Source organism: Agarivorans sp. 2_MG-2023 (assembly GCF_030548085.1).
In the GTDB taxonomy this organism is placed as follows: Bacteria; Pseudomonadota; Gammaproteobacteria; order Enterobacterales; family Celerinatantimonadaceae; genus Agarivorans.
Map to the genome: position 1 here is coordinate 131,639 of NZ_JAUORQ010000005.1, position 20,047 is coordinate 151,685.

The window sequence follows — 20,047 nt, forward strand, 5'->3', positions numbered from 1 at the left end:
ACTATGTGCTAATTTGTCGGTTCTTGCGAGTAATTGACAAATTTATATATAAATTTGTCATTAATTTTAGAACGCTCCCGTCATCTAAGTGCAGTAAGCTAGAAGAAATAAGCCTGAGGAGCCTTAAAATGGAAAAACAAACACTGTGTAAATGGCACTGCTTTGAAGTTGTTGAAGAGCCACACCAACTGCCCGATCAACGCCAAGTTCAAGTCACTACCTTACAACACCCAGGCGCAGTGGTTATTTTGGCAATAAACCCGCAAGGCAAAATAATAATGGAACGCCAATACCGAACTGCGATTAAAGATTGGCTAGTTGAATTACCCGCCGGCACCATTGAAGCCAACGAGCAATCATCACAAGGCATATTAGAATGCGCCAAGCGTGAGCTTCAAGAAGAGGTAAATTTGGTGGCGGAAGAATGGCATAACTTGGGCAAGCTATACCCCGCTCCCGGTTTTTGCGACGAGATACAGTATTTGTTTGTGGCCAAAGGCTTAAGCGCTAAGGCAGGCCAATGTGACGAAGACGAATTTATTGAAGTATTTGAAATGAGCCTTGCAGAGTTTGAACACGGCATCGTTAACGGAACCATTAACGATGCCAAAACCATCGCTTGTTATAGCCGCGCCAAACTTAGTGGCCTACTAAGCTGAGCATGATTGAGCCTTTACTTGGCCAAGCACAGGAAACAACTTGTCGTATGCTAAGTTATAGCCGTAAGCAAAGAACAAGTAATATACAATCATCGCTGCATCCATAATCAAGGCTTGCAGCAAGCTCACCTCAAACCACCAGGCCATCACAGGAATAGTAATCACCAACAAACCTGCTTCAAACCCCAAAGCATGTATTATTCGTTGCTGCTGGCTCTTTTCACTATTGCCTTGGCGACGCTGCAAATAACCATCAAACCAAGCGTTGTATTTATAGTTCCACAGCGTAGCCACCACAGAGAAAAACAAACCCATAGCGCCAGAGTGCATTGGGTCAACCCCAAACAAAATACTCATTAATGGCATTGCGCCTAACAAACCCACTAGTTCAAAACCAATAGCGTGACGAATTCTGTCGGATGTTTGTCTCATGCTTATCTCCAGCTCAAATCAATAAGGCTATTTTATCGGCTTAATAGTCCTTATACTGGAACGAAACAACAGCATTTTTCCTCAATACGGGAATGATTATGAGAACCTCTGAATGGGACAACATTGCCACTGGCAGCTTTGAATTTGCCGACTGTAATGAGCGAGAGTACAGAGCAATGCAAATAGAACGCGTTGAATCGTTAATGGCGTATTACTCGTTAAATCGTAACCAGCTGGCAAAGCTAAGCGGTATTTCTAAAACCGCGCTCTACAACAAGTTAGACAAAGACGGCTCGGCCAATTTTAGCCAAATCGAAATTTACAAATTAGCCAAAGCCATGGATTTGAGCATGGTGTATTTGCTCCCGCTAAGTCAACAAGAGCGAGACCTAGTAAAAGGCTCACCCATCCCCGCCAGTAGCCTTAGATTTGTAGACGACATGTTAGGCGCGCGCCGCGGCGACGTTGAGTTTTTGCATGGGGTACACAAGCTGTTTCAAGAGTATATGCAACAGAGGAAGAACTAGCGAAAACTTGCGTGACTGCACTAAATTAGTATTTTTTAATTTTAAAGATCACTGGCTTACATTAATATCAAAACTATCAATAAATTAGCATTTGAATAGTAAAAGATTACTCTCAATCAAGGAAGATGGATTTGAAAAGTTGGCGATATTACTCAGTCGGATTAGTGGGTTTAGCGCTGCTAGGCTGTAATTCAGAAGAAGCTGGTTTTGGTTGTCCTGACGTTGTAAACCCAGGAATTGCCATTACCGTTTTAGACGACCAATCAGGGGAAGCTACCTCTTGTGGAGCAAGTGCCACCCTTCAAGAATCAAGCTACGAAGAAACCCTGACTCACCCTGAAGAGAATACTTGCGAACCGCAGCATACCTTACAAGGAGCCTTCGAAAGACCGGGCTTTTATAACGTGACCGTTATGAAACAAGGCTATGAGCATTGGTACGCTTACGACGTTGAGGTGAGTGAGGGAGTTTGCGGCGTTGATACAGTTCAGCTAGAGGTTCGCTTAGTTAAACAATAGAACATCTAAACTTTTGCCCGTGGAGAGCTTAGGTGCTCTTCGCGATAACATTGAGTTTCGCATGGGGCACGCAAACAGTCTCATGAATATCCCTAGGTCATATTTGCTTTCCCATTATCAATGTTGTGATTCATCAGTTTGTTACTCACTAACAACCAGTAAATGTAGGTGATTAATGGCCGAGATCGTTAGTTCACTACTGCGAATCAAGTCCCCCTCTTTTACTGTTAGTACTTCAGCATTAGCCTTTTCACTTATCTGCGCATCCCCACTTATAAGATAAATCAGCGTGTTACTTTGGAAATGCAGGTCACTTCCGGCGGTAACATGCGCAATATCAATCAGAGTATGGCTATCAAATGTTTTTTCTTGCGAGGAATCCCCTCCATAAATTCGAGTAATACCATCTAATTTTGGGGTGTACGATTTGTAAGATGCTCTTTGTCCCTCGACTTCTGGTAATGCCCAAACTTGCAACATTCTGTTGGTGTCGTTGTCTGGATTTAGCTCATTGTGCGAGAAACCTTCCCCGCCCGCTCGTTGAACTTGAACATCGCCAGCAACTAGATTTTTTCCATGCTCCATTGAGCCTTCATGGCTAACACGGCCTTCAACAATAATTGAAATAACATCGAGTTCACGGTGAGGATGCATACCCGATGACCCAAAGGGTTTATATCGAGCATCAGCCAAATAAACCATGCTGCCCAATCCATCAAAGGTTTCAGGTTTTTTGCGCGCCCCAAAAACCTTACTATCCGTCACTAGGCGATGTTCAACAATGCCAGCAAATCCGCCTAATGCTAAAGAATCTCTTGATAGTATTTTCATAACTTAATCCTTGTTGTGTTAACAGAGTTTCTGTCGTTGATGGAGTTATTCTAGTGAACACCAATTGTTTTATATATACACATAAATTAGAATTTCTTTTCCATATCTAACAACAATATGATTAAGCAAAAAATGAATGTAGTAAGCGATTTAAATGACATGATGCTTTTCGTAGCGGTGGTAGATGCGGGTAGTTTCACATTAGCAGCTGATCGCTTAGCCATGCCTAAAGCAAATCTGAGCCGTAAAATATCTCGTTTAGAAAAACGCCTAGGTGTAATACTGCTAGAGCGAACAACCCGTTCCCAGCATATTACCGAGGCAGGGCAACTCTATTTAACACATTGCCGGAGTATTTCAGCCGAAGTTGGCTTAGCAGAGGCGGCCATCGCTCAAGTGTTAAATAAAGTGGAAGGGCAGTTAAAGATTGGCGCATCGGTAGGCATGGGACATGACATTCTCAAACCCGTTTTAGGCACGTTTATGCGTCAATATCCGGAAATTAAATTACAACTTGAGTTACTTAATCAGCGCGTAGACCTAATTGAAGAAGGTTTTGATTTAGTCATTCGAATTGGCGACCTCGACGATTCGCGTCTCATTGCAAAACGACTCGGCCAAGTTAGCCGAAAACTATACGTTAGTCCTCATTATTTACAGCAACACGGAGCAATCAAATCGATTAACCAGTTAGCCCAATACGATTTTTTGCTTATGACGAGTGTGCAATATGAAGGGCATTTAGAGCTGGTGTCGGGCAGACAAAAACAAACTCTCAAAATTGCACCTAAAATGTTAGTGGATGACTACCTTATTCTTAAGCAAATGGTAGTAGAAGGAATTGGTATAGCGGTACTCCCTGACTACATGTGTGAACAACAAGTACATGATGGTTCTTTAGTTCCCCTTCTGGGCAACTGGGGAATGCCTGACGTTGATGTGTATGCGTTATATCCAAAACACAAACTCAATATTCCCAAAGTGAAAGCGTTTATGCTTTACATACAAGAGGTGTTTAATCAACGATTAAACACCTAGATAAAAAAATGCAAATAACGAGAAGCCCCTATCTAGCAGCTAAGCGCTCCACCAAACCCGAACGCCGTTGGGTTTTATTTCTACAGGCTGCACTAATACTTTCAGCATCGGCATACAAGCTAAACTGACTTTTCGCTCGAGTAATCGCGGTGTATAACAACTCTCGATTCACCAAACCTTGTTTAGCGGGCGGCAGTAACATGGCGACATGTTTAAATTCACTGCCTTGGCTTTTGTGCACCGTCATCGCATAAACGCTTTGATGGGCAGGTAGGCGGCTTGGCAGCAGCCAACGTAAACCATTGGCCGATTCAAACGCTACCATTAGCTGGCCGTTTTCATCGCTGGCACAAATACCAATGTCGCCGTTATATAGCTGCTGTTCGTGGTCGTTTTGATCAATCATTACTGGCCTACCGGCATACCACAGGCTCTCGGTATTAGTAGAACGCTCAATCAAGCCGTGTTTTTTCAATAGGCCTTCTATGCGCTGGTTTAAACCACTCACCCCTAGCTCGCCATTTCGCAAAGCCACCAATAGCTGGAATTGGTGAAATAATTCAAATACCTGCTGCATGTTTTGCCCTTGTTGCAGCGCGTTTAAATAAGGCTGATAACCTTGCACCACAGTATCAAGCAAATCTTGGTAAGCCTCTTGGCCTAAGCTTTGATAAGGCAAATCTGAGCGTTGTGAGTTAAGTAGCTCTAAAGCGTGATCAGCGCGCCCTTGGTTTACCGCCTTAGCTAACAAACCAATGCCAGAGCGGGCATCAAAGCGGTAGCTTTTGCGCAATAAACACAATTTATCGGCAATCGCTAAAGGCGTTTGAGTCTGCTGCTGAGACAAGTCAAAGCCACTACAGGCTTGTAGAAATTGGCTTAGCTCGGCACTGTAACCATGGTCGATAAAGGCACATAAATCACCAAGTACCGCCCCTGCTTCTACCGAAGCCAGCTGATCTTTATCACCCAACAATATGATCCTCGCCTTGGCCGGCATCGCGGCCAGTAGCTTAACCATTAAGGGCATATCAATCATCGAGGCTTCATCTACCACTAACATATCCAAAGTGAGTGGGTTGTCTGCATGATGACGAAACTCCGCTCGACCAGGAATAACGCCTAGCAAACGGTGAATGGTAGACGCTTGCTCAGGAATAGTAGTAATGGTTTGCTCACTGGCATTGAGCTGGTGCTTGGCACCAATAATTGATTCACTTAAACGAGCGGCCGCTTTACCGGTTGGCGCAACTAGCTGAATATTAAGCGCGGGTTTGCCAGAGCTTAAATGTAAATCTTGTAATAACGCTAACAAGCGAGTCACGGTGGTGGTTTTGCCGGTACCTGGCCCACCGCTTATCACCAATCGAGCTTGATAACAGGCCTGCAAGGCTGCCAATTGCTGCCAGTTTATTTTGCTGGCGCTGCTTATGCTACTAACAAAGGTGGCCAAGCTTTGCTCGTCATTAATCTCAGCGAGTTGCTGAAGCCAGCTAACATCGTTCAGCAAACTTACGTCATTTACATCAAGGAATTGCTCGGCATACAGCTCCATTTGCTGAGGTGAATAATTGGCTTTTGCTTTTAACAACATCGGCCAATCGGGGATAAATAATTGCTGCACTCGCTGGGCTATATCGTTGGCCGAAAACTCACTAGACACCTGAGCTTGCGAAAAGTAATGGGCAATTTGCTGCTCATAACGCCAATAACGGTATAAATATACCCGCTGATATTGCAACACCAATGGTTTAGCACTTTGCTCAGCGTTATCGGCTTGCTGAACAGCCTCGGATTCACTGAGCACCTTCAACCAAAAATCACTATTTTGATATTGCTCTAGTGGGCAATTACCTAGTAGCTCGCAGCGCTTTGCGATGCCTGCGACATCAATGCACACATGCCCTGCATTTAACTCATTACTCACCATGGCGGCGGCAATCATTAAGGCCTCAGCATTGTTATTGCTGGCGAAGGTCTTGGCAAAATGAAAATCTAAAGCACTAATGGCTCCATCTTGTTTAAGTTGCTGCAACCAAGTAAGGGCTGGCGACGTGACTAAGCTGGCTAAATTACTCATCGGCTAGCTCCTCACAGCTCGGTAACATTGGTAACTCTGCGGGCAAATGTTCACCGGCAAATAGTTGGTCGAGGTGTTCAATAAACTCTGACCCTGGGCGACTAAAATACACCCCTTGGCGATCGGTGATTGGTGAAGCTTCAGCGCCACTCATGCCTCGTAAAAACAAGTAATACACGCCACCAAAATGCTGCTGGTAATCATAATCGGGCAGGCGTTGGCCTAACCAGCGGTGTAAGGCCAAACTGTACAACTGATACTGAAAATCGTAGCGATGCTCAATCATGGCACTTTTCATTGCTTGCTGTTGATATTCGCCTACATCATCACCCAAGTAGTTAGACTTATAATCCAGCACGTAATAGCGACCATCGTGTTGGTATACTAAATCAATAAAGCCTTTAAGCATGCCTTGCACGCTAGCAAAATCGAGTAAGTTAGCTCGGCGACTCAAAGGGTCGAAGTGACGAATTAAGCGGTTCACTTGGTTAGCTTGCAGATCGGCAATTGGTAAGAAAAACTCCATCTCAACCAAACGTTGTGGCTCGGGCAAGTGGCTTAAACTATAGGCCTCAATACTGCCTGCATCATCGAGTGGTGTTGCACACACTTGTATAAACATTTGGGCCAAAGGCTCTAACCACAATAACTCGCCTTGTTCATTTAACTGGTTGTAGCTTGACGCTTGTAACAAACTGGGTAGCTGTTGGCGGACTTCATCAATCTCCGCTTGAAAATCCAGCTCTTCAAACAATAAATGTAAAAAGGTACCCGCCTCGGCACCACGCGGAAAATCAAAAATAGTGAGTGTTTGCTCTGCCAGTGGCTGGCTGTTTTCCACGCTTAGTCCTTCGGCTTGATCTAGCCAAGCCATATCGCTGCTGGCGTCAAAGCCAGAATGGTGACCTTGATGACGACTCAGCGCCGAGTAGCTAGTGAGCCACCAGTTTCGATTAATCTGGCTAGTAAACTGCCGCGCGGCATAGCTCTGTTCGCCATCGTCAACAGGTTGATAAGGTGTAAGTGTTTGCTCACTCACGGTTTGCCAGGCAATGTCTTTGTGCAGGGCAAGATTGTCTAATATCGCAGTTAAAGCCCCCGCAGGCTGCGGCTGGTTTTGCTGCAGTAAATAACCCAACGCGCTTTGGTGTACGTCGGTATCGCCTTTTTTGGCATTGCCTTTTTTAAGATCTGCCACGCCTAAATAACAGCAATACACTGCCCGGGTTACCGCCACATACAACAAGCGTATATCTTCGGCTAAACGTTCTTGGCAAGCCGCTTCCATGGCTTTTTCGCCAGCGTCCAAATCATAAATAAAGCGCTCGCCTTCATGGTACAAGGCTTCGCTGGCTTCGCGAAAACCAAGAATAAATGGCAACATCACTATTGGATATTCCAAACCCTTACTTTTATGAATAGTGACAATTTGCACTAAGTTCGCGTCACTTTCTAAACGCAATTGTTGGTCGTCGGCATTGCCGTCTGGTTCTAATAGTTGCTCGGCAAACCAACGCATTAGGGCGGCTTCACCGTCAAGCTCGGCACTTTGGTTTTGCAGCAGCTCAGCTAAATGCATTAAGTTGGTAAGTAAGCGCTCACCGTAGTTATCACTTTGATTTATCCAGCGCTCGCTAATACCACGTTGGCTCATCCAGTGATAAAACATGGCCAGTACGCCTTGGCTTAGCCACAGTTGTTGGTACTCGGAAAATTCTTGCGAATAACGTTGCCAACAAGCTTCGTCGGTGTTCAGTGCATCCAACTCTTGCAAGCTTAGGCCAAGCATTTTACTGGCGAGGGCTGCACGTAATTTACGGTCGTTATGCGGCTCTTGGCAGGCTAATAATTGCAGGTAAAATTGATAAGCCTCTGGGTTTTCAAACACACTATCGCGGTTAGACAAACTCACGCTGGCAATATTTTGTTTGGCCAATGCCGCAGCAACTTTGTCGCCTTCGCGGCGGGTTCTTACCAATACTGCAATGTCTCCCGCTTCAACGGTTTTCCCTTTATCACCCAAGATGGCTGCGCCGCTTTGTCCGGCTTCTAATAATTGCTGAATTTGCTGAGCACACTGCAAAGCTTGGCCATTGATATAGTCTTCGCCACGCACAAACTCACTATTTTGCTGATACAAAAACTGCATCGCAGCTTGTTCTTGGCCGTTAATTTGTAAACCGCTAAGCTGGTCTTTGGCCGCATCAACTGGAATAAACTGAATCGCATCGTCAAAAATAAACGGCCGCGCATGGGCTTCAAACAATAGATTACAGGCATTAACCATAGCCCCGGTCGAGCGCCAATTGGTGGGCAAGTTATAACGTGCAGCAACATTGTTACGTGCTTGCATGTAGGTGAAAATATCGGCCCCACGAAAGCCATAAATGGCTTGTTTAGGGTCACCAATCAGCATTAATGCGCCATCGGTTCTGTCCATATATAGCTGCGAGAAAATTTGATATTGCTGCGGGTCAGTATCTTGAAATTCGTCAATCATTGCCACTGGATACAACTGGGCAATTTGTTCGGCTAATACCCCACCTTGCGGGGCATTTAGCGCCTTGGCTAAACCCGCCAGTAAATCATCAAAACTCAATAACTGTTGCTGCTGCTTTAGCTCAGCAAAGCGCTGGCGAATCTGCGGTAATAACTGCGCCAACAACAAGTTTTTAATGTTCTGTTCGTCATCAAATAAGGCCTCAATGGCATTAAACGCCTTATGCTCTGGCGGCGCACCTTTGGCTTTGACTCCATTGGCTAAATTCTCTGGGGTAAACTTGCCTAAGGCTTCACGTAAAGGCTTGCTTAAAAAGTCACTCTCGGTGGGAGCGTCGGCAAACTGATTAATCAGCCCTAGCCATTTGTCTACTGAGGCTTTGCGAAACTTGTTGCCGTTTAAAGGTGCAGTAGCAATTAGCTCGGCAATATCGGCTGCTGCGGGTTTCCACAGCTGTTTAAAGGTATCTATACATGCAATTTGCTGGGCAAAAAAGGCTTCTAGATTTTGCTCATTTGGTACACCTTGCAGCTCAAAATGGCTTTGATTAAGCAAGCTACCAATTTCTTGATGCAGCTGATAAGGCCCCGGCCAACATTGCACAATGCGCGAGATAAGTGGCACTGGCAGGGGATAAAAACGCTGTCGCCAGCAGTCTTGCACCGCTTGTAAACGTAAATGGATTTCGTTAGTGAGAAACTCCATCTCAAAGGGTAAGCCAGATTCAAAAGCATGTTGCTTTAACATGCGCTGACAAAAGCCATGAATGGTGAATACTGCGGCCTGATCCATGTTTTGTTCAGCCAGCAGCAAGCGCTGAGCCGCTTGTGGGTGATCACTCACTTCATCTAGCAATTGGCCAATAAAGAAGTCGTCACTTTTACCACGTAAAAAGGCGATGCGTGCTTCGTGAATTTTTTCACGGATTCGGCCGCGTAATTCTTGAGTGGCAGCTTCGGTAAAAGTCACCACCAAAATTTGCTCGATAGTGAGCGCAGTTAGCTGCCCTTGCTGAGTAAAGCCTTGGCCCGTTTCTCGCTGATGGCCTAGTAACAAACGCAGTACCAAAGCGCCAATAGTATAAGTTTTACCGGTGCCAGCACTGGCCTCAATAAGCCGAGCGCCATTCAGCGGAAAAGTGAAAGCATCTAGGTTGTTAGTACTTACTGCCTGCTTAGGCTGAGCTTGCGCGTTTATATCAGACACTGGCAAACTCCTCTATATGTTGTAACAAGGGCTCGAATAAACGCTGAGTATTGGCTTCAAACTCTGGCCATATTGCTTCTAAATCAGCTAGCTGGGCTTGAATATACGGGTCATCACCTTCGGCTTGTGCAAACGGCCCACCCGCAAACTGGATGCGTGCAGCGCGGCGTGCCTTGTCGATATTGGCTTCGCTAAACTCGATTGCACCAGTCTTTTTATCTTTGCACTGGCTTATCCATTGCCAAGCGCTTTCGATAGGCAATAGCAAAGGTTGCTGTAAACCAGCGTGCAAGCAACTTAGCCAGTCACTTAAACACTGAGTGGCAAATTCACTATCAATAGGCGCGAACTGCCAAGCATTTTTGCGGCCAACAATATAACTAGCTGACGCTTGAGCTGGCTGCGCCGCATGAAAAACCAAGTGCCATAACCAAGCGGCCACTAAATCCTTACCGCGAATACTGCCGGGGCGATAAGACACCAAACCTTGGGCATACAGATGCTTTAACCAAGCCGATAAACGGGTTTGCAATACGCTGTCTTCCGAATGGTAGTCCAGCTGCAGCATTAGTTGTTGGCGCTCTAACAAACCACCCGCGAGCAAAGGAAATAGCATATCAGCTAATGGTTGTGTATCTTGCCATTGCTGCTCAAACGATACCTCGCCAAACCCACCATGGGGCAAAGCGCCGGCGGCATGTAAGTGTTCAAACTGCTGGCGTTTATCGGCATTATCTAGTTGCTGCTCTAACAAATGTTGCTTCATGGCATAACCCGATAGGCCTTCTACCAAGAACGGTTCGGTTTCTTCTAGTTGGTCACTTAAGCGAGGAAAGCTCACTTTTAAGCGTCGCTGATAAAAATAAGCAATTGGCGAGCGGCTAAACGCTAGCAGTTCGTCCATTTCAATATCTACCAAACCACCCTCGTTTATTAGAGGTTCAGCTGAGGCTTGCTCAGATTTATTCTGCTGCTGAGCCGCAACTGCGGGCAACCAGCGCTGCGCATAACTAAAGATCCGTGAGGAATGCTGATAATACTCGGGCGAGAATGGTTGCAAGGGATGCTGATGAGTAAGCTGAGCAAGCAACTGCTTGCCGGAGTCATCCACATTGAGCTGTTCATCACCGTCTAAAACGCAGCTTTGCGCTAAATAATCAGCCAACTCGGCCACTAATACCGAGGGAGTTTGCTCACTATTATCTTTAGCGCTATGCGCAATATACGAAATGTATAATCGCTGTTGAGCAGCCAGCAGCGCTTCTAAAAACAAATAACGGTCGTCATCTCGGCGGCTACGATCGCCGCGTTTTGGCGGATTAGCCGCCATAAGATCAAAACCTAAACTGGGCACGCTGCGTGGGTATTCACTGTCATTCATTCCCAATAAACACACGACTTTAAAAGGAATAGCGCGCATTGGCAGCAAGGTACAAAAGTTGATTTGTCCGGCTAAAAATCGCTGACTGCCGCGTTGGGCATTCAGCTGGTTTCGGCAATAATCTAAAATTAGCTCTGGGCTTATTGGCTCGTTATATTCGGTTGCGGTGCACTGCTCCACCAAGGTTTCAAACAGCTTTAACAAACGTAATTGCTCGGCTTCGTCCTCACTATCAAAGTGATAAATATCGCTTAGCAAAGCTTGCAGGCGCTCTCGCCATTGGGATGCTGGTACGGCTTCTAACAGCTGTTGTTCGAGTTGCATTAACACATCAATAAAGTCGGCCAACTTACCCACTGCAAGAGCGCGTTTACCTTGCACTTCATCATAGCCCAGCACACCTTGGTAAAGGCCTGCTCCGCCAGGCATGGCATAACCCAACAACATGCGCTTAATGCCAAATAACCAAGAATGGGTTTCGTCATCTGGTGCTTGCCAGCGGCTACGGTCAGCGCCATCTAAGCCCCAACGAACTCCCGCCTCTTTCACCCATTGACGTAGCGGTTTTAGCTCGTCTTCACTTAAGTCGAAACAGCGCATAATGGCTGGCACTTCCAATAGAGCGAGCAACTCGGCGGCTGACTTTCGTTTTTGTGGTAAGGCCAGCAGCTCTAAAAAGCTGAGCAATACCGGGTTCTCTTGAGTGGCACTGCGATCAGAAATAGCAAACGGTAAACGAGTCTCGCGACTCGCGCTACCAAACACCGCTTGAATCATTGGCCCGTAACGGTTTACGTCGGGCACCATCACGATTACGTCGCGCGGGCTTAAGTCTGGATTTTGTTCAAACATTGCCAATAACTGGTCGTGCAGTACTTCTAATTCTCGACGCGGGCTATGGCACAAATGTAATTGAATGCTGCTGTCGTTAACGGCAATAGAACGTTTATGTTCGCTGCTATCAAAGCGCTGATAATCAATAGGGTCTTGCAGCTGCAAAATATCATCTTGCACTAAGGACAATAAACTTGCGGCGCTGTGCTCACTGAGGTTGCTAGCAAAAATGTCAGTTTCTTGCTTGTTTAGCGGATGCAACATTTCAATGTAGTCACGCCCTAGCTTACCCATTGAGGCTAATAGCGGGTTACCGACTACTTCAATGTCGGCTTGCTGCTTAAGCACAGTGCTAACGTCGCGTACATCGCCCCAATACTTCTCTGATGGATTGGTGAGAAACAGATGAATATCAGTATGTAAGGCCAGTGCATCTAAGGCCTCAACATAGGCTGGTGGCAAAGCCGATATACCAAAAATAAACACTTGTTCTGGCAGGCCTTGCGGCGCCGTTTTTGCTAGCCGCAGTTGCTCAACAAAATCGATATACAAATTGCCGCGGTGGTAGGGCGAGTCCATAGAGCCAACGGTATCATCAACCAAATCTCGCCAAAGGATCGGCTGCCAAGGTTGGCTTTCACTGACTTCAATCAGGTCTTCGCCATCTTCCCAAGCGCTGGTCCACTGGCTACGATACACCAAATACTGATCGTAAATATCGGCAATTTTTTGGGCCAGTTGCCATAACTTACGGCTCTCTACCTCAGTCATATCATCATCACCTAGCAAGTAGTGTTTTAGCGCACTAAATTCTTCTTCGGCCAGACGTTTAGGTAGCAAACGCATTAAGCGCCAACTCATGGCTTCTTTATTGAAGGGACTTTGTTCGGGGACGTCTTGCAAGACCAAATGAAACATTTGCCAAATAAAACTAGCAGGGAGCGGGAAGGCCACATTCGCCACAATGCCCTGTTGTTCGGCCAGTTGTAGCTTTAGCCACTGCGCCATGCCGGGACTTTGCACCAACACTTGTTGCTGAACAAAAGGATTAGCAGGTGCCTGTAAGGCCATTACCTTACTTAGCAGTATTTGCAGGGTATCTAAGTGGTTGCTTTGATAAAGATATAACAAGAAGGCTGTTCCCTTGAACTAGGCAGCCTTTATTGTGCCAGAAAAAACCTCTTAAAAAAGTGTTGCTTAAGCAATTTTAATTAAGCGAAAGAGGTTCTTTCTAGACAGAATGAGGAAACTATTTAGAGAAGATAATTCGACGTAATGCCGAGTAGTCAAAGGTGGTGTATCCACCAAAGCCATTTTTAGCCACAAACATACCTGCGTCATCATCTTGGCTTGGCAAGCTAAACTTAGCGCCGCTGTGGGTTACTGCAATATATTGGTTAGATACATAATAGTACTGATTATCTGCTTGAATGAATGCCAACTCACTTAAAGGCATAAACAAACGTTTTCCTTTGCTATCTAAAGCTACTATGCGGTTTTTTAAACTGCCATCTGTATTCTGTATCTGTAAATCACTTAACTCCATCCATTGCGATTCACTACCTGATTGTAACCAAATCCTAACTTCTTGAGCGCTAGCGCTCGCAGCAAACAATAGAGAAATGCCTATCACCATCCATTTCATCATCGTAATTCCTTCCTTTTTTATTAGCGCGATAACCTCTTTATGCGGGTTATTCACGTTTGCACTTTAAGTAGCAGCTATCACCTTGTAAACACCCGTTTAACGATTTTTCGGTGAAAGTCATGTTTCTGACCTTACTGCCTTTCTTTTTTAATATTTCATTTACTCTTTAAAAGAGCTTGAACACCCGTGGTTCCTATAAACAGCTATCAATAACTCTATGTTTATAACTCACATAGTACTTCAAAAACAGCAGCTTATGAAAACGTTATCTTTCTTTTCATTCTAATTAAGTGTCAATAAATTGAACACAGACAGCTATACAATTTCTGCGCCATTTTGTTGTATTCATTTCTTTACGGAACAAAAAAAGGCGCTCAAGCGGCGCCAGTGCTGTGACAAAAAATTTATAGCCACTAGAGACTCAACAGAAAATAGTCAAAATAAAGTGAATATTAGTGGCTTAATTGTTTTAACAATCGATCCATAGCACGATAACTTAGTGCTTCAACAAGATCACTGCGTTTAACATCTGATTGTTGTTTCAGATCGGCAATGGTTCTAGCCAAGCGCCAAACTCGGTGAAATGCTCGTGCAGAAAGCCCAAGCTGGCGAATGCTGCTTTCTAAAAAGTCGCTATTTTCAGCACCAAGAAAAGCATGTTTATGTAACTCTTTCCCCGAAAGTTGGCTATTGAGTTTACCGCTGCGCTGCATTTGTAATTTACGGGCTGCAATAACCCGCTGTTTGATTGCCTCGCTAGACTCACCACTAGAGTGTTGGCTTAAACTGCCTTTCGGTAACTCAGCCACCTCCACACTTAAATCAAAGCGATCTAGAAATGGACCCGAAAGCTTACTCAAATACTTAAGAATTTGATCGGGATTGCTGCGCAATTGTTGGCCTTGGTAATATCCACAGGGCGACGGATTCATGGCTGCTATGAGCTGAAAACGCGAAGGGAAGCGCACTTGCAAAGCAGCACGTGATATATGTACCTCGCCTGATTCTAGGGGCTGACGCAGGGCATCTAGGGTACTGCGGGCAAACTCTGGTAGCTCATCTAAAAATAACACTCCATGATGCGCCAGAGTAATTTCTCCCGGCTTTGGGTTTGGCCCTCCGCCCACTAGAGCCACCATAGACGCACTGTGATGCGGGCTTCTAAATGGCGGTATGTACCATTGCTCAAGCTCTCTTTGCTGGGCACTGACCGAGTTAATTGCCGCGACTTCTATCGCCTGCTGCTCACTTAGGCTGGGTAAAATACCCGGTAAACGACTAGCTAACATGGTCTTTCCCGTACCCGGCGGGCCTAACATCAACAAGTGATGCGCCCCTGCCGCAGCCAGCTCTAAAGCACGCTTGGCTAAGTGCTGGCCCTGCACGTCACTCATATCTAATTCGAGCTTGCTTAATGCAGGCTCAATGGGGCTTGCAGCCAACAAATTAAAAGCACTTTGGCCATTTAAACCAGCGCTAAGCTGCTGCAGGCTGGCGCTACCATGTACTTTCACCTCAGGCACTCTTGCTGCAGCGTCAGCGTCTTGTTCACTAGTGACTAAGGTGAGATGCTGTTGGCTTATAGACAATGCCGTAGCAATGGCACCACTAACTGGGCGAATAGCACCAGAAAGTGCCAGCTCTCCACAAAAAGCCATATCGTTTAAACAAACTAGCGGAATATCGCCAGCAGCAGCGAGGATGCCTATCGCAATAGGCAAATCAAATCGACCTCCGCTTTTAGGAACGTCTGCTGGGGCAAGGTTTACGGTGATGCGCTTAGCCGGAAAAGAAAAGCCACTGTTTAGTATCGCACTACGTACTCTGTCTTTCGCTTCTTTAACCGAGGTCTCTGGCAAGCCAACTATCGAAAAAGCGGGGAGGCCATTGGCCAAATGAACTTCTACAGTAACGTTTAAGGCTTCCATGCCTACTAAAGTACATGTTTTAACAATCGCTAAACCCATAATTTTCCCAACAATTAATAACACCTTTGATACTAGTCGTATTTTAATAAAAGTGTCATTAATGGCCTCTCGCTAACCTAGCAGCTTTTCTAGTGAGTATGGCCCTATTGAGTGTGCTCGTTTTTGCTTCAGCAGCTGCTATATTTTAATTTATGATATGGATCCGCAGCGCCTTCACCGTTTGTCTATTGCTTATGAGTAGCTCTCTTTGCTTAGCGAAGGATAATGTCATTTTGATAGGTGTGGCAGACTTCCCGCCTTACAGCATTGTAGAGGGCGACAAGTTTTCTGGTGCCGAAGTGGATATAGTGCGAGAGAGCCTCACTATTGCTGGTTATCAGGTAGAGTTTACTAGCTATCCCTACGGACGCCTGCCGATATCCTTTCGCCAAAAGCAAATTGATGGTGCCATTGTTACCTTAAAAAACTTTAAAGATATTGAGGTTTTTTATTCCGATATCGTGCTTCCCGAATATCAAACCGTCGCAATACACTTAAACAAGACAGATCTCGATATTTCGACAATTAATGATTTGCAAGATAAGTCCATATTAGCGCATCAACGAGCCAGCCTATTTTATGGCGATGATTATCAGCGCATAGCGCTATCAAACAAGGAGAAATCTCTATACCAAGAAACCTCAAAACAACAATCTCAAATCTTAATGCTGTTTAAAGAACGTGTAGATGTAATTGTTTTAGCCCATGAAATCTTCAACTATTTTAAAGCGAGAACGGAATATAAGAACACCGATACCGAGTATGTTGTGTCAAAAATATTTGGTGAGAAGTTTGGTTTTTATAACGTGTTTTGGGACCGCGAAGTACGCGATGGCTTCAATAGAGGGCTTTATATCATTAAAGAAAATGGCACCTATGATCGGATTGTCAGCCAATATCTTGAAAGCCAAGAACCCAATCCTCATCAAGAACGCTTCAGAGATCTCGAGTAAGTTGATATTGAGCGTTTAAGAGAATCAATACTTTCCGCTTCTTAGAATCTGCCTAAAAAGCTTTAGATAAAAGCCAACTTAAAGCTCTCAAAAAGAAGAGGCACTTATCAACGTTCTCAGTTGAATAAAGCGCCATTAATCGCTTCTACTGTTTTACGCTAAAACATTGCTGCTGTTGTTTATGTAGCGCCGCTAATACTGCCTTGCGCTCAATTAAACCCAGTAGTTTGCCATTCTCAACCACCGGATAGCTCTTCGGTTTGTTATCGGTCATGCTTTTGGCCAAATCAAGAATGTTCTCGTCGGGGCCAACACTTAATACCTCTGTGCGCATGATGTCTTTCACTAAGGCACTTTGGTCACAGTAATAACCGGCTTGCAGCATTTGGGTTACGCAGTCTAGCTCTGATAACCAACCGATTAAGGCACCCTTGGCATCAACCACTGGCGCACCAAGTTGCTGGGACTTTGTTAGGGCGTCACTGGCTTGGTTAATGCTTTGCTCTTGAGTAAAGCTAAGTAACTGAGTACGCATATAGTGTCGAACATTAAGCTGTTGCATAAGACCTCCTTCAAGGGCCTTTAAGATTACAACTTAACGGTATTACAAACCAAGACAGATAAGAAATGGCTTATAACTATTAGATTGATAGGTAAAAGTTAGAGACCTCAAAAAAAGCTACGCTCCAAAGCATTCTCCCTACTTTTCACCGAGAGAATAAAATCATCTGTATAGACGATGATTTATAGCCATTATTTATGATGATTTTACCCCCTACTATTTTGACACAAACGTCATTAAGTAAACTACTATCTATTTAGTCTTAATCAAAAACTGAACTTACAGCGGCTATTCAGCCAAAGTAAGTAGGAATCGATACTGATAACTATGGTGGGCTGATCGATGAACAACTTAAGATTTTTTATCTTTTTAACATTGCTTTCCTACGTATTTCATAGCCACGCTACAACCCTAAAAGTTGGACTGTATCCATATGTTCCCAGAGTGGAACAATTCAAAACCGTTCTCGAAGAGAAATGGGCTGAGCTAGGTAACGGGATTACCCTAGAAATTATCACCGATGAAAATGTATGGGATGGTGGTTACGGCAAAGACCCTTCAAAGCTAGACGTGTTTGTTTTTGATGCACTATTTTTAAACAAATATCGCGCCTCAAACATATTACAAGATCTAAGCGCATCAGATATTAATCCTGATGGATTAGATGATTTCTTACCGTATGCTATCAACGGTGTTAAAAACAAGGATGGTTCAACTTACGCAGCTATCCCGCTACTAGGCTGTACCAATATTTTGTTCTACAACAAAGGAATAGGCCTAGAGAATGCGAATACCTTCGACGAGGTTCGCAACATTGTGAAAACCTGCCAGTACACTGGATTGGTGCCAGGACAAGCCCCACACAATGGAATGATGTTAGATATTTCAGGAAAAACCACTAACGCCAGTTATTACATAGCAACTCAATACGCTATGAATGGGACATATCCGTTCCCTACCCCTTCTTCGATAAATAATAATGTGATTAGCCGCCTTCATACATTAATGGAAATGAGCAGTTACCTAAATAGCAGCAAGGCTGATTTCGCACCTTATCAACGAGGTATTTGGTTTGGACAAGGCTATGGAAATAGTTTTGTAGGGTTTACCGAATCGATGTGGGGTATAGCAAAAGGCAACAATGGTCGACTACCCGATAACTTCGGCTTCAAGCCATTGCCCCTATGGGATAATGGCGAAACCACAAACCCGATTTTTTACGCTGATGTGATCGGAGTTAATAGCAAAAGCAACGACCTCGCCAATGCAAAAAAACTGGCAGCATTAATGGCGTCAAAAGACGTTGTTGTAGCCAGTTCAACGGGGGTAGGTCAAGCTGATGGCGTACCACAATACCTACTACTCACTCTAAAATCTGCCTTCGATACTTTAGCCAGTTCTTACCCCACCTATGCAGATATGAAAGTGATGGCAAACAATCCCAACATCAAAATGTTCACCTTATCTGATTCACTATACAAATGGTTCGATGCTAATAAATCTCAAATTCAAACAAATATATCTAAAAGTTACAGCTGTGGATGCGACAAAGCCACTGAGATTTATCTTACTTCAGGGAACGCTACATCAACCTGCAAATCAATTTGCAGCGACCAAGGCGGCTGGAATGGCCAGTGGACAACAGCTCCTCCCTTTGTCCCATCAAAATCAGTCAGCGTTTGTGGCTGTAACTCCTGCCCTATTCAATAAGGCGCATCCTGCTTGGAAGTGACTAGCCATGCATAAAGTGGCTAATCTTCGTTTTCTGGCACGTCACGCAGATACTTAGCCGGTACACCTGCCACCACAGTATTGGCCGCAACATCTTTATTCACCAAAGCACCCGCGGCAATCACCGCATTGTCACCAATGGTGACTCCGGGAAGTATATTCACTCCCATGCCTACCCAAACGTTGTTACCAATGGTCACCGGTAATGCGGTTTCTAAACCTTCGGTACGCTGCTTAACATTTAAAGGGTGAGTGGCTGTGGAAATATTGACTGATGGTGCAAACATGACATCATCACCAATCGTCACTGGCGCACCATCGAGAATCACGCAATTATGATTAGCGTAAAAGTTTTTGCCAGTGGTAATGTTGTAACCGTAGTCACAGTAAAAATGCGGCTCTATCCAAGGATCTAAACTATTCGGCAATAACTCGGCAAGCACTTCGGCACGTAAATCTTCCTCAGGGTGTAACAAATTCAGCTCGTAACACAGTGACTTGGCAATATTGCGATCTTCAACTAACTCGCCATCAAAGGCTAAATACAGCTTCCCCGCTAACATCTTTTCTTTTTCTGTCATGCCTACCTCTTGAGTGAAAACTCACAGCAAAAATCACGATACCTTTTAGTTTCAATAACTTATTCTAGCGGTTTTATGCTCGCCATATCTCCGACCTGGATTGCATTTTTACTAAACCACCCTTGGTTCATTTCCCAAGCGTAAAGAATATTCTGTTTAGCAACGGTTAAGCGAACGTCATGAGCTTGCATAGAACGAATTTCAGAAATACGTCCATCTTGACGAATAAAAGCAACATCCAGTGGCAGATAAGTGTTCTTCATCCATAAACCAGCGCGCTTAGGCTGCTGAAAGTTAAACAGCATGCCGCAGTCGTCACACAGAGACTGACGATACATTAACCCCCGAGCCCGTTGTTCTGCACTATATGCATATTCCAGTACATAGACTTGTTGTTTAGTCCTTATTTCAACGCTAGAAAACATCACTTGTTCAGGCGCAGCCCTAGCATAAACACTCAGCAAAAGGCCTAACAAAAAGACCCAATGTGATGGTTTGCCAATGCCCATATCTAAGATCCTTTGGTTACTTTTGCGTACTGTGACCTAACCATGACAGATATCACCAGCAACATGCAATAAGGCTAAGTGATTTCTCAT

General features: G+C 44.8%; 16 protein-coding genes. 6 read left to right on the top strand and 10 right to left on the bottom strand.

Annotated features, from left to right (window positions below; translation table 11 throughout):
* Positions 1-128: 128 nt before the first annotated feature.
* The gene (locus Q4549_RS09290; protein WP_303554444.1) at positions 129-659 is read left to right on the top strand and encodes an NUDIX hydrolase; all 531 of its coding nucleotides are present in this window, start codon (positions 129-131) and stop codon (positions 657-659) included.
* On the opposite strand, the gene Q4549_RS09295 is transcribed toward Q4549_RS09290, so the two are convergent.
* Positions 651-1,091, bottom strand: a complete 441-nt coding sequence (locus Q4549_RS09295) for a PACE efflux transporter (protein WP_303554446.1) — start codon at positions 1,089-1,091, stop codon at positions 651-653. The genes Q4549_RS09290 and Q4549_RS09295 overlap by 9 nt on opposite strands.
* A gap of 98 nt (positions 1,092-1,189) precedes the next feature.
* Here Q4549_RS09295 and Q4549_RS09300 point away from each other — a divergent pair, with 98 nt between their 5' ends.
* Together Q4549_RS09300 and Q4549_RS09305 are read left to right on the top strand one after the other, a co-directional pair.
* Positions 1,190-1,618: a hypothetical protein gene (locus Q4549_RS09300; protein ID WP_303554448.1), complete on the top strand. Its 429-nt coding sequence runs from the start codon at positions 1,190-1,192 to the stop codon at positions 1,616-1,618.
* 131 nt (positions 1,619-1,749) lie between these two features.
* Positions 1,750-2,136: a hypothetical protein gene (locus Q4549_RS09305; RefSeq protein ID WP_303554450.1), complete on the top strand. Its 387-nt coding sequence runs from the start codon at positions 1,750-1,752 to the stop codon at positions 2,134-2,136.
* Between the two features lie 141 nt (positions 2,137-2,277).
* Here Q4549_RS09305 and Q4549_RS09310 read toward each other — a convergent pair whose 3' ends face one another.
* Positions 2,278-2,967 carry a pirin family protein gene (locus Q4549_RS09310; protein ID WP_303511699.1) on the bottom strand — a complete coding sequence of 230 codons (690 nt, stop codon included), beginning with the start codon at positions 2,965-2,967 and terminating at the stop codon, positions 2,278-2,280.
* Between the two features lie 132 nt (positions 2,968-3,099).
* Between Q4549_RS09310 and Q4549_RS09315 the strand changes: the two genes are divergently transcribed.
* Positions 3,100-4,005, top strand: coding sequence for a LysR family transcriptional regulator (locus tag Q4549_RS09315; RefSeq protein WP_303554452.1), 906 nt, complete (start codon positions 3,100-3,102; stop codon positions 4,003-4,005).
* 28 nt (positions 4,006-4,033) lie between these two features.
* Here the strand turns inward: Q4549_RS09315 and recD are convergent, their stop codons facing one another.
* From recD to Q4549_RS09340, 5 genes are all read right to left on the bottom strand, one after another.
* Complete coding sequence (gene recD, locus Q4549_RS09320) at positions 4,034-6,085, bottom strand: exodeoxyribonuclease V subunit alpha (RefSeq protein WP_303554454.1); 2,052 nt, start codon at positions 6,083-6,085, stop codon at positions 4,034-4,036.
* Entirely contained in the window at positions 6,078-9,791 is a 3,714-nt protein-coding gene (gene recB / locus Q4549_RS09325; protein WP_303554455.1) for an exodeoxyribonuclease V subunit beta, read from the bottom strand. Before recB ends, recD begins: the two co-directional genes overlap by 8 nt.
* On the bottom strand, positions 9,784-13,137 hold the full coding sequence (gene recC / locus Q4549_RS09330) for an exodeoxyribonuclease V subunit gamma (RefSeq protein WP_303554457.1): 3,354 nt from the start codon (positions 13,135-13,137) through the stop codon (positions 9,784-9,786). Before recC ends, recB begins: the two co-directional genes overlap by 8 nt.
* A gap of 118 nt (positions 13,138-13,255) precedes the next feature.
* A complete protein-coding gene (locus Q4549_RS09335) occupies positions 13,256-13,654 on the bottom strand; it encodes a hypothetical protein (protein WP_303511691.1) in 399 nt (132 codons plus the stop codon).
* Positions 13,655-14,106: 452 nt separating this feature from the next.
* Positions 14,107-15,621, bottom strand: a complete 1,515-nt coding sequence (locus Q4549_RS09340; RefSeq protein ID WP_303554459.1) for a YifB family Mg chelatase-like AAA ATPase — start codon at positions 15,619-15,621, stop codon at positions 14,107-14,109.
* Positions 15,622-15,815: 194 nt separating this feature from the next.
* Here Q4549_RS09340 and Q4549_RS09345 point away from each other — a divergent pair, with 194 nt between their 5' ends.
* Positions 15,816-16,574: an ABC transporter substrate-binding protein gene (locus Q4549_RS09345; RefSeq protein ID WP_303557135.1), complete on the top strand. Its 759-nt coding sequence runs from the start codon at positions 15,816-15,818 to the stop codon at positions 16,572-16,574.
* Positions 16,575-16,719: 145 nt separating this feature from the next.
* On the opposite strand, the gene Q4549_RS09350 is transcribed toward Q4549_RS09345, so the two are convergent.
* Positions 16,720-17,136 carry a CBS domain-containing protein gene (locus Q4549_RS09350; RefSeq protein ID WP_137673395.1) on the bottom strand — a complete coding sequence of 139 codons (417 nt, stop codon included), beginning with the start codon at positions 17,134-17,136 and terminating at the stop codon, positions 16,720-16,722.
* A 342-nt stretch (positions 17,137-17,478) separates the two neighbouring features.
* Here Q4549_RS09350 and bcmE point away from each other — a divergent pair, with 342 nt between their 5' ends.
* Positions 17,479-18,846, top strand: coding sequence for a thiamine pyridinylase (gene bcmE, locus Q4549_RS09355; RefSeq protein WP_303557138.1), 1,368 nt, complete (start codon positions 17,479-17,481; stop codon positions 18,844-18,846).
* A 41-nt stretch (positions 18,847-18,887) separates the two neighbouring features.
* Here the strand turns inward: bcmE and Q4549_RS09360 are convergent, their stop codons facing one another.
* Together Q4549_RS09360 and Q4549_RS09365 are read right to left on the bottom strand one after the other, a co-directional pair.
* On the bottom strand, positions 18,888-19,448 hold the full coding sequence (locus tag Q4549_RS09360; protein ID WP_303553159.1) for a sugar O-acetyltransferase: 561 nt from the start codon (positions 19,446-19,448) through the stop codon (positions 18,888-18,890).
* A gap of 59 nt (positions 19,449-19,507) precedes the next feature.
* Entirely contained in the window at positions 19,508-19,957 is a 450-nt protein-coding gene (locus Q4549_RS09365; protein ID WP_303553160.1) for a DUF192 domain-containing protein, read from the bottom strand.
* Positions 19,958-20,047: the final 90 nt, after the last annotated feature.

What these genes read in the sequence shown, in the direction of transcription:
- bcmE (WP_303557138.1), top strand. Translation starts at nt 17,479, where the DNA reads ATGAACAACTTAAGATTTTTTATCTTTTTAACATTGCTTTCCTACGTA.
- Q4549_RS09345 (WP_303557135.1), top strand. Translation starts at nt 15,816, where the DNA reads ATGAGTAGCTCTCTTTGCTTAGCGAAGGATAATGTCATTTTGATAGGT.
- Q4549_RS09335 (WP_303511691.1), bottom strand. Translation starts at nt 13,654, where the DNA reads ATGATGAAATGGATGGTGATAGGCATTTCTCTATTGTTTGCTGCGAGC.
- recD (WP_303554454.1), bottom strand. Translation starts at nt 6,085, where the DNA reads ATGAGTAATTTAGCCAGCTTAGTCACGTCGCCAGCCCTTACTTGGTTG.
- Q4549_RS09340 (WP_303554459.1), bottom strand. Translation starts at nt 15,621, where the DNA reads ATGGGTTTAGCGATTGTTAAAACATGTACTTTAGTAGGCATGGAAGCC.
- Q4549_RS09290 (WP_303554444.1), top strand. Translation starts at nt 129, where the DNA reads ATGGAAAAACAAACACTGTGTAAATGGCACTGCTTTGAAGTTGTTGAA.
- Q4549_RS09315 (WP_303554452.1), top strand. Translation starts at nt 3,100, where the DNA reads ATGAATGTAGTAAGCGATTTAAATGACATGATGCTTTTCGTAGCGGTG.
- Q4549_RS09310 (WP_303511699.1), bottom strand. Translation starts at nt 2,967, where the DNA reads ATGAAAATACTATCAAGAGATTCTTTAGCATTAGGCGGATTTGCTGGC.
- Q4549_RS09295 (WP_303554446.1), bottom strand. Translation starts at nt 1,091, where the DNA reads ATGAGACAAACATCCGACAGAATTCGTCACGCTATTGGTTTTGAACTA.
- Q4549_RS09360 (WP_303553159.1), bottom strand. Translation starts at nt 19,448, where the DNA reads ATGACAGAAAAAGAAAAGATGTTAGCGGGGAAGCTGTATTTAGCCTTT.
- Q4549_RS09350 (WP_137673395.1), bottom strand. Translation starts at nt 17,136, where the DNA reads ATGCAACAGCTTAATGTTCGACACTATATGCGTACTCAGTTACTTAGC.
- Q4549_RS09300 (WP_303554448.1), top strand. Translation starts at nt 1,190, where the DNA reads ATGAGAACCTCTGAATGGGACAACATTGCCACTGGCAGCTTTGAATTT.
- Q4549_RS09365 (WP_303553160.1), bottom strand. Translation starts at nt 19,957, where the DNA reads ATGGGCATTGGCAAACCATCACATTGGGTCTTTTTGTTAGGCCTTTTG.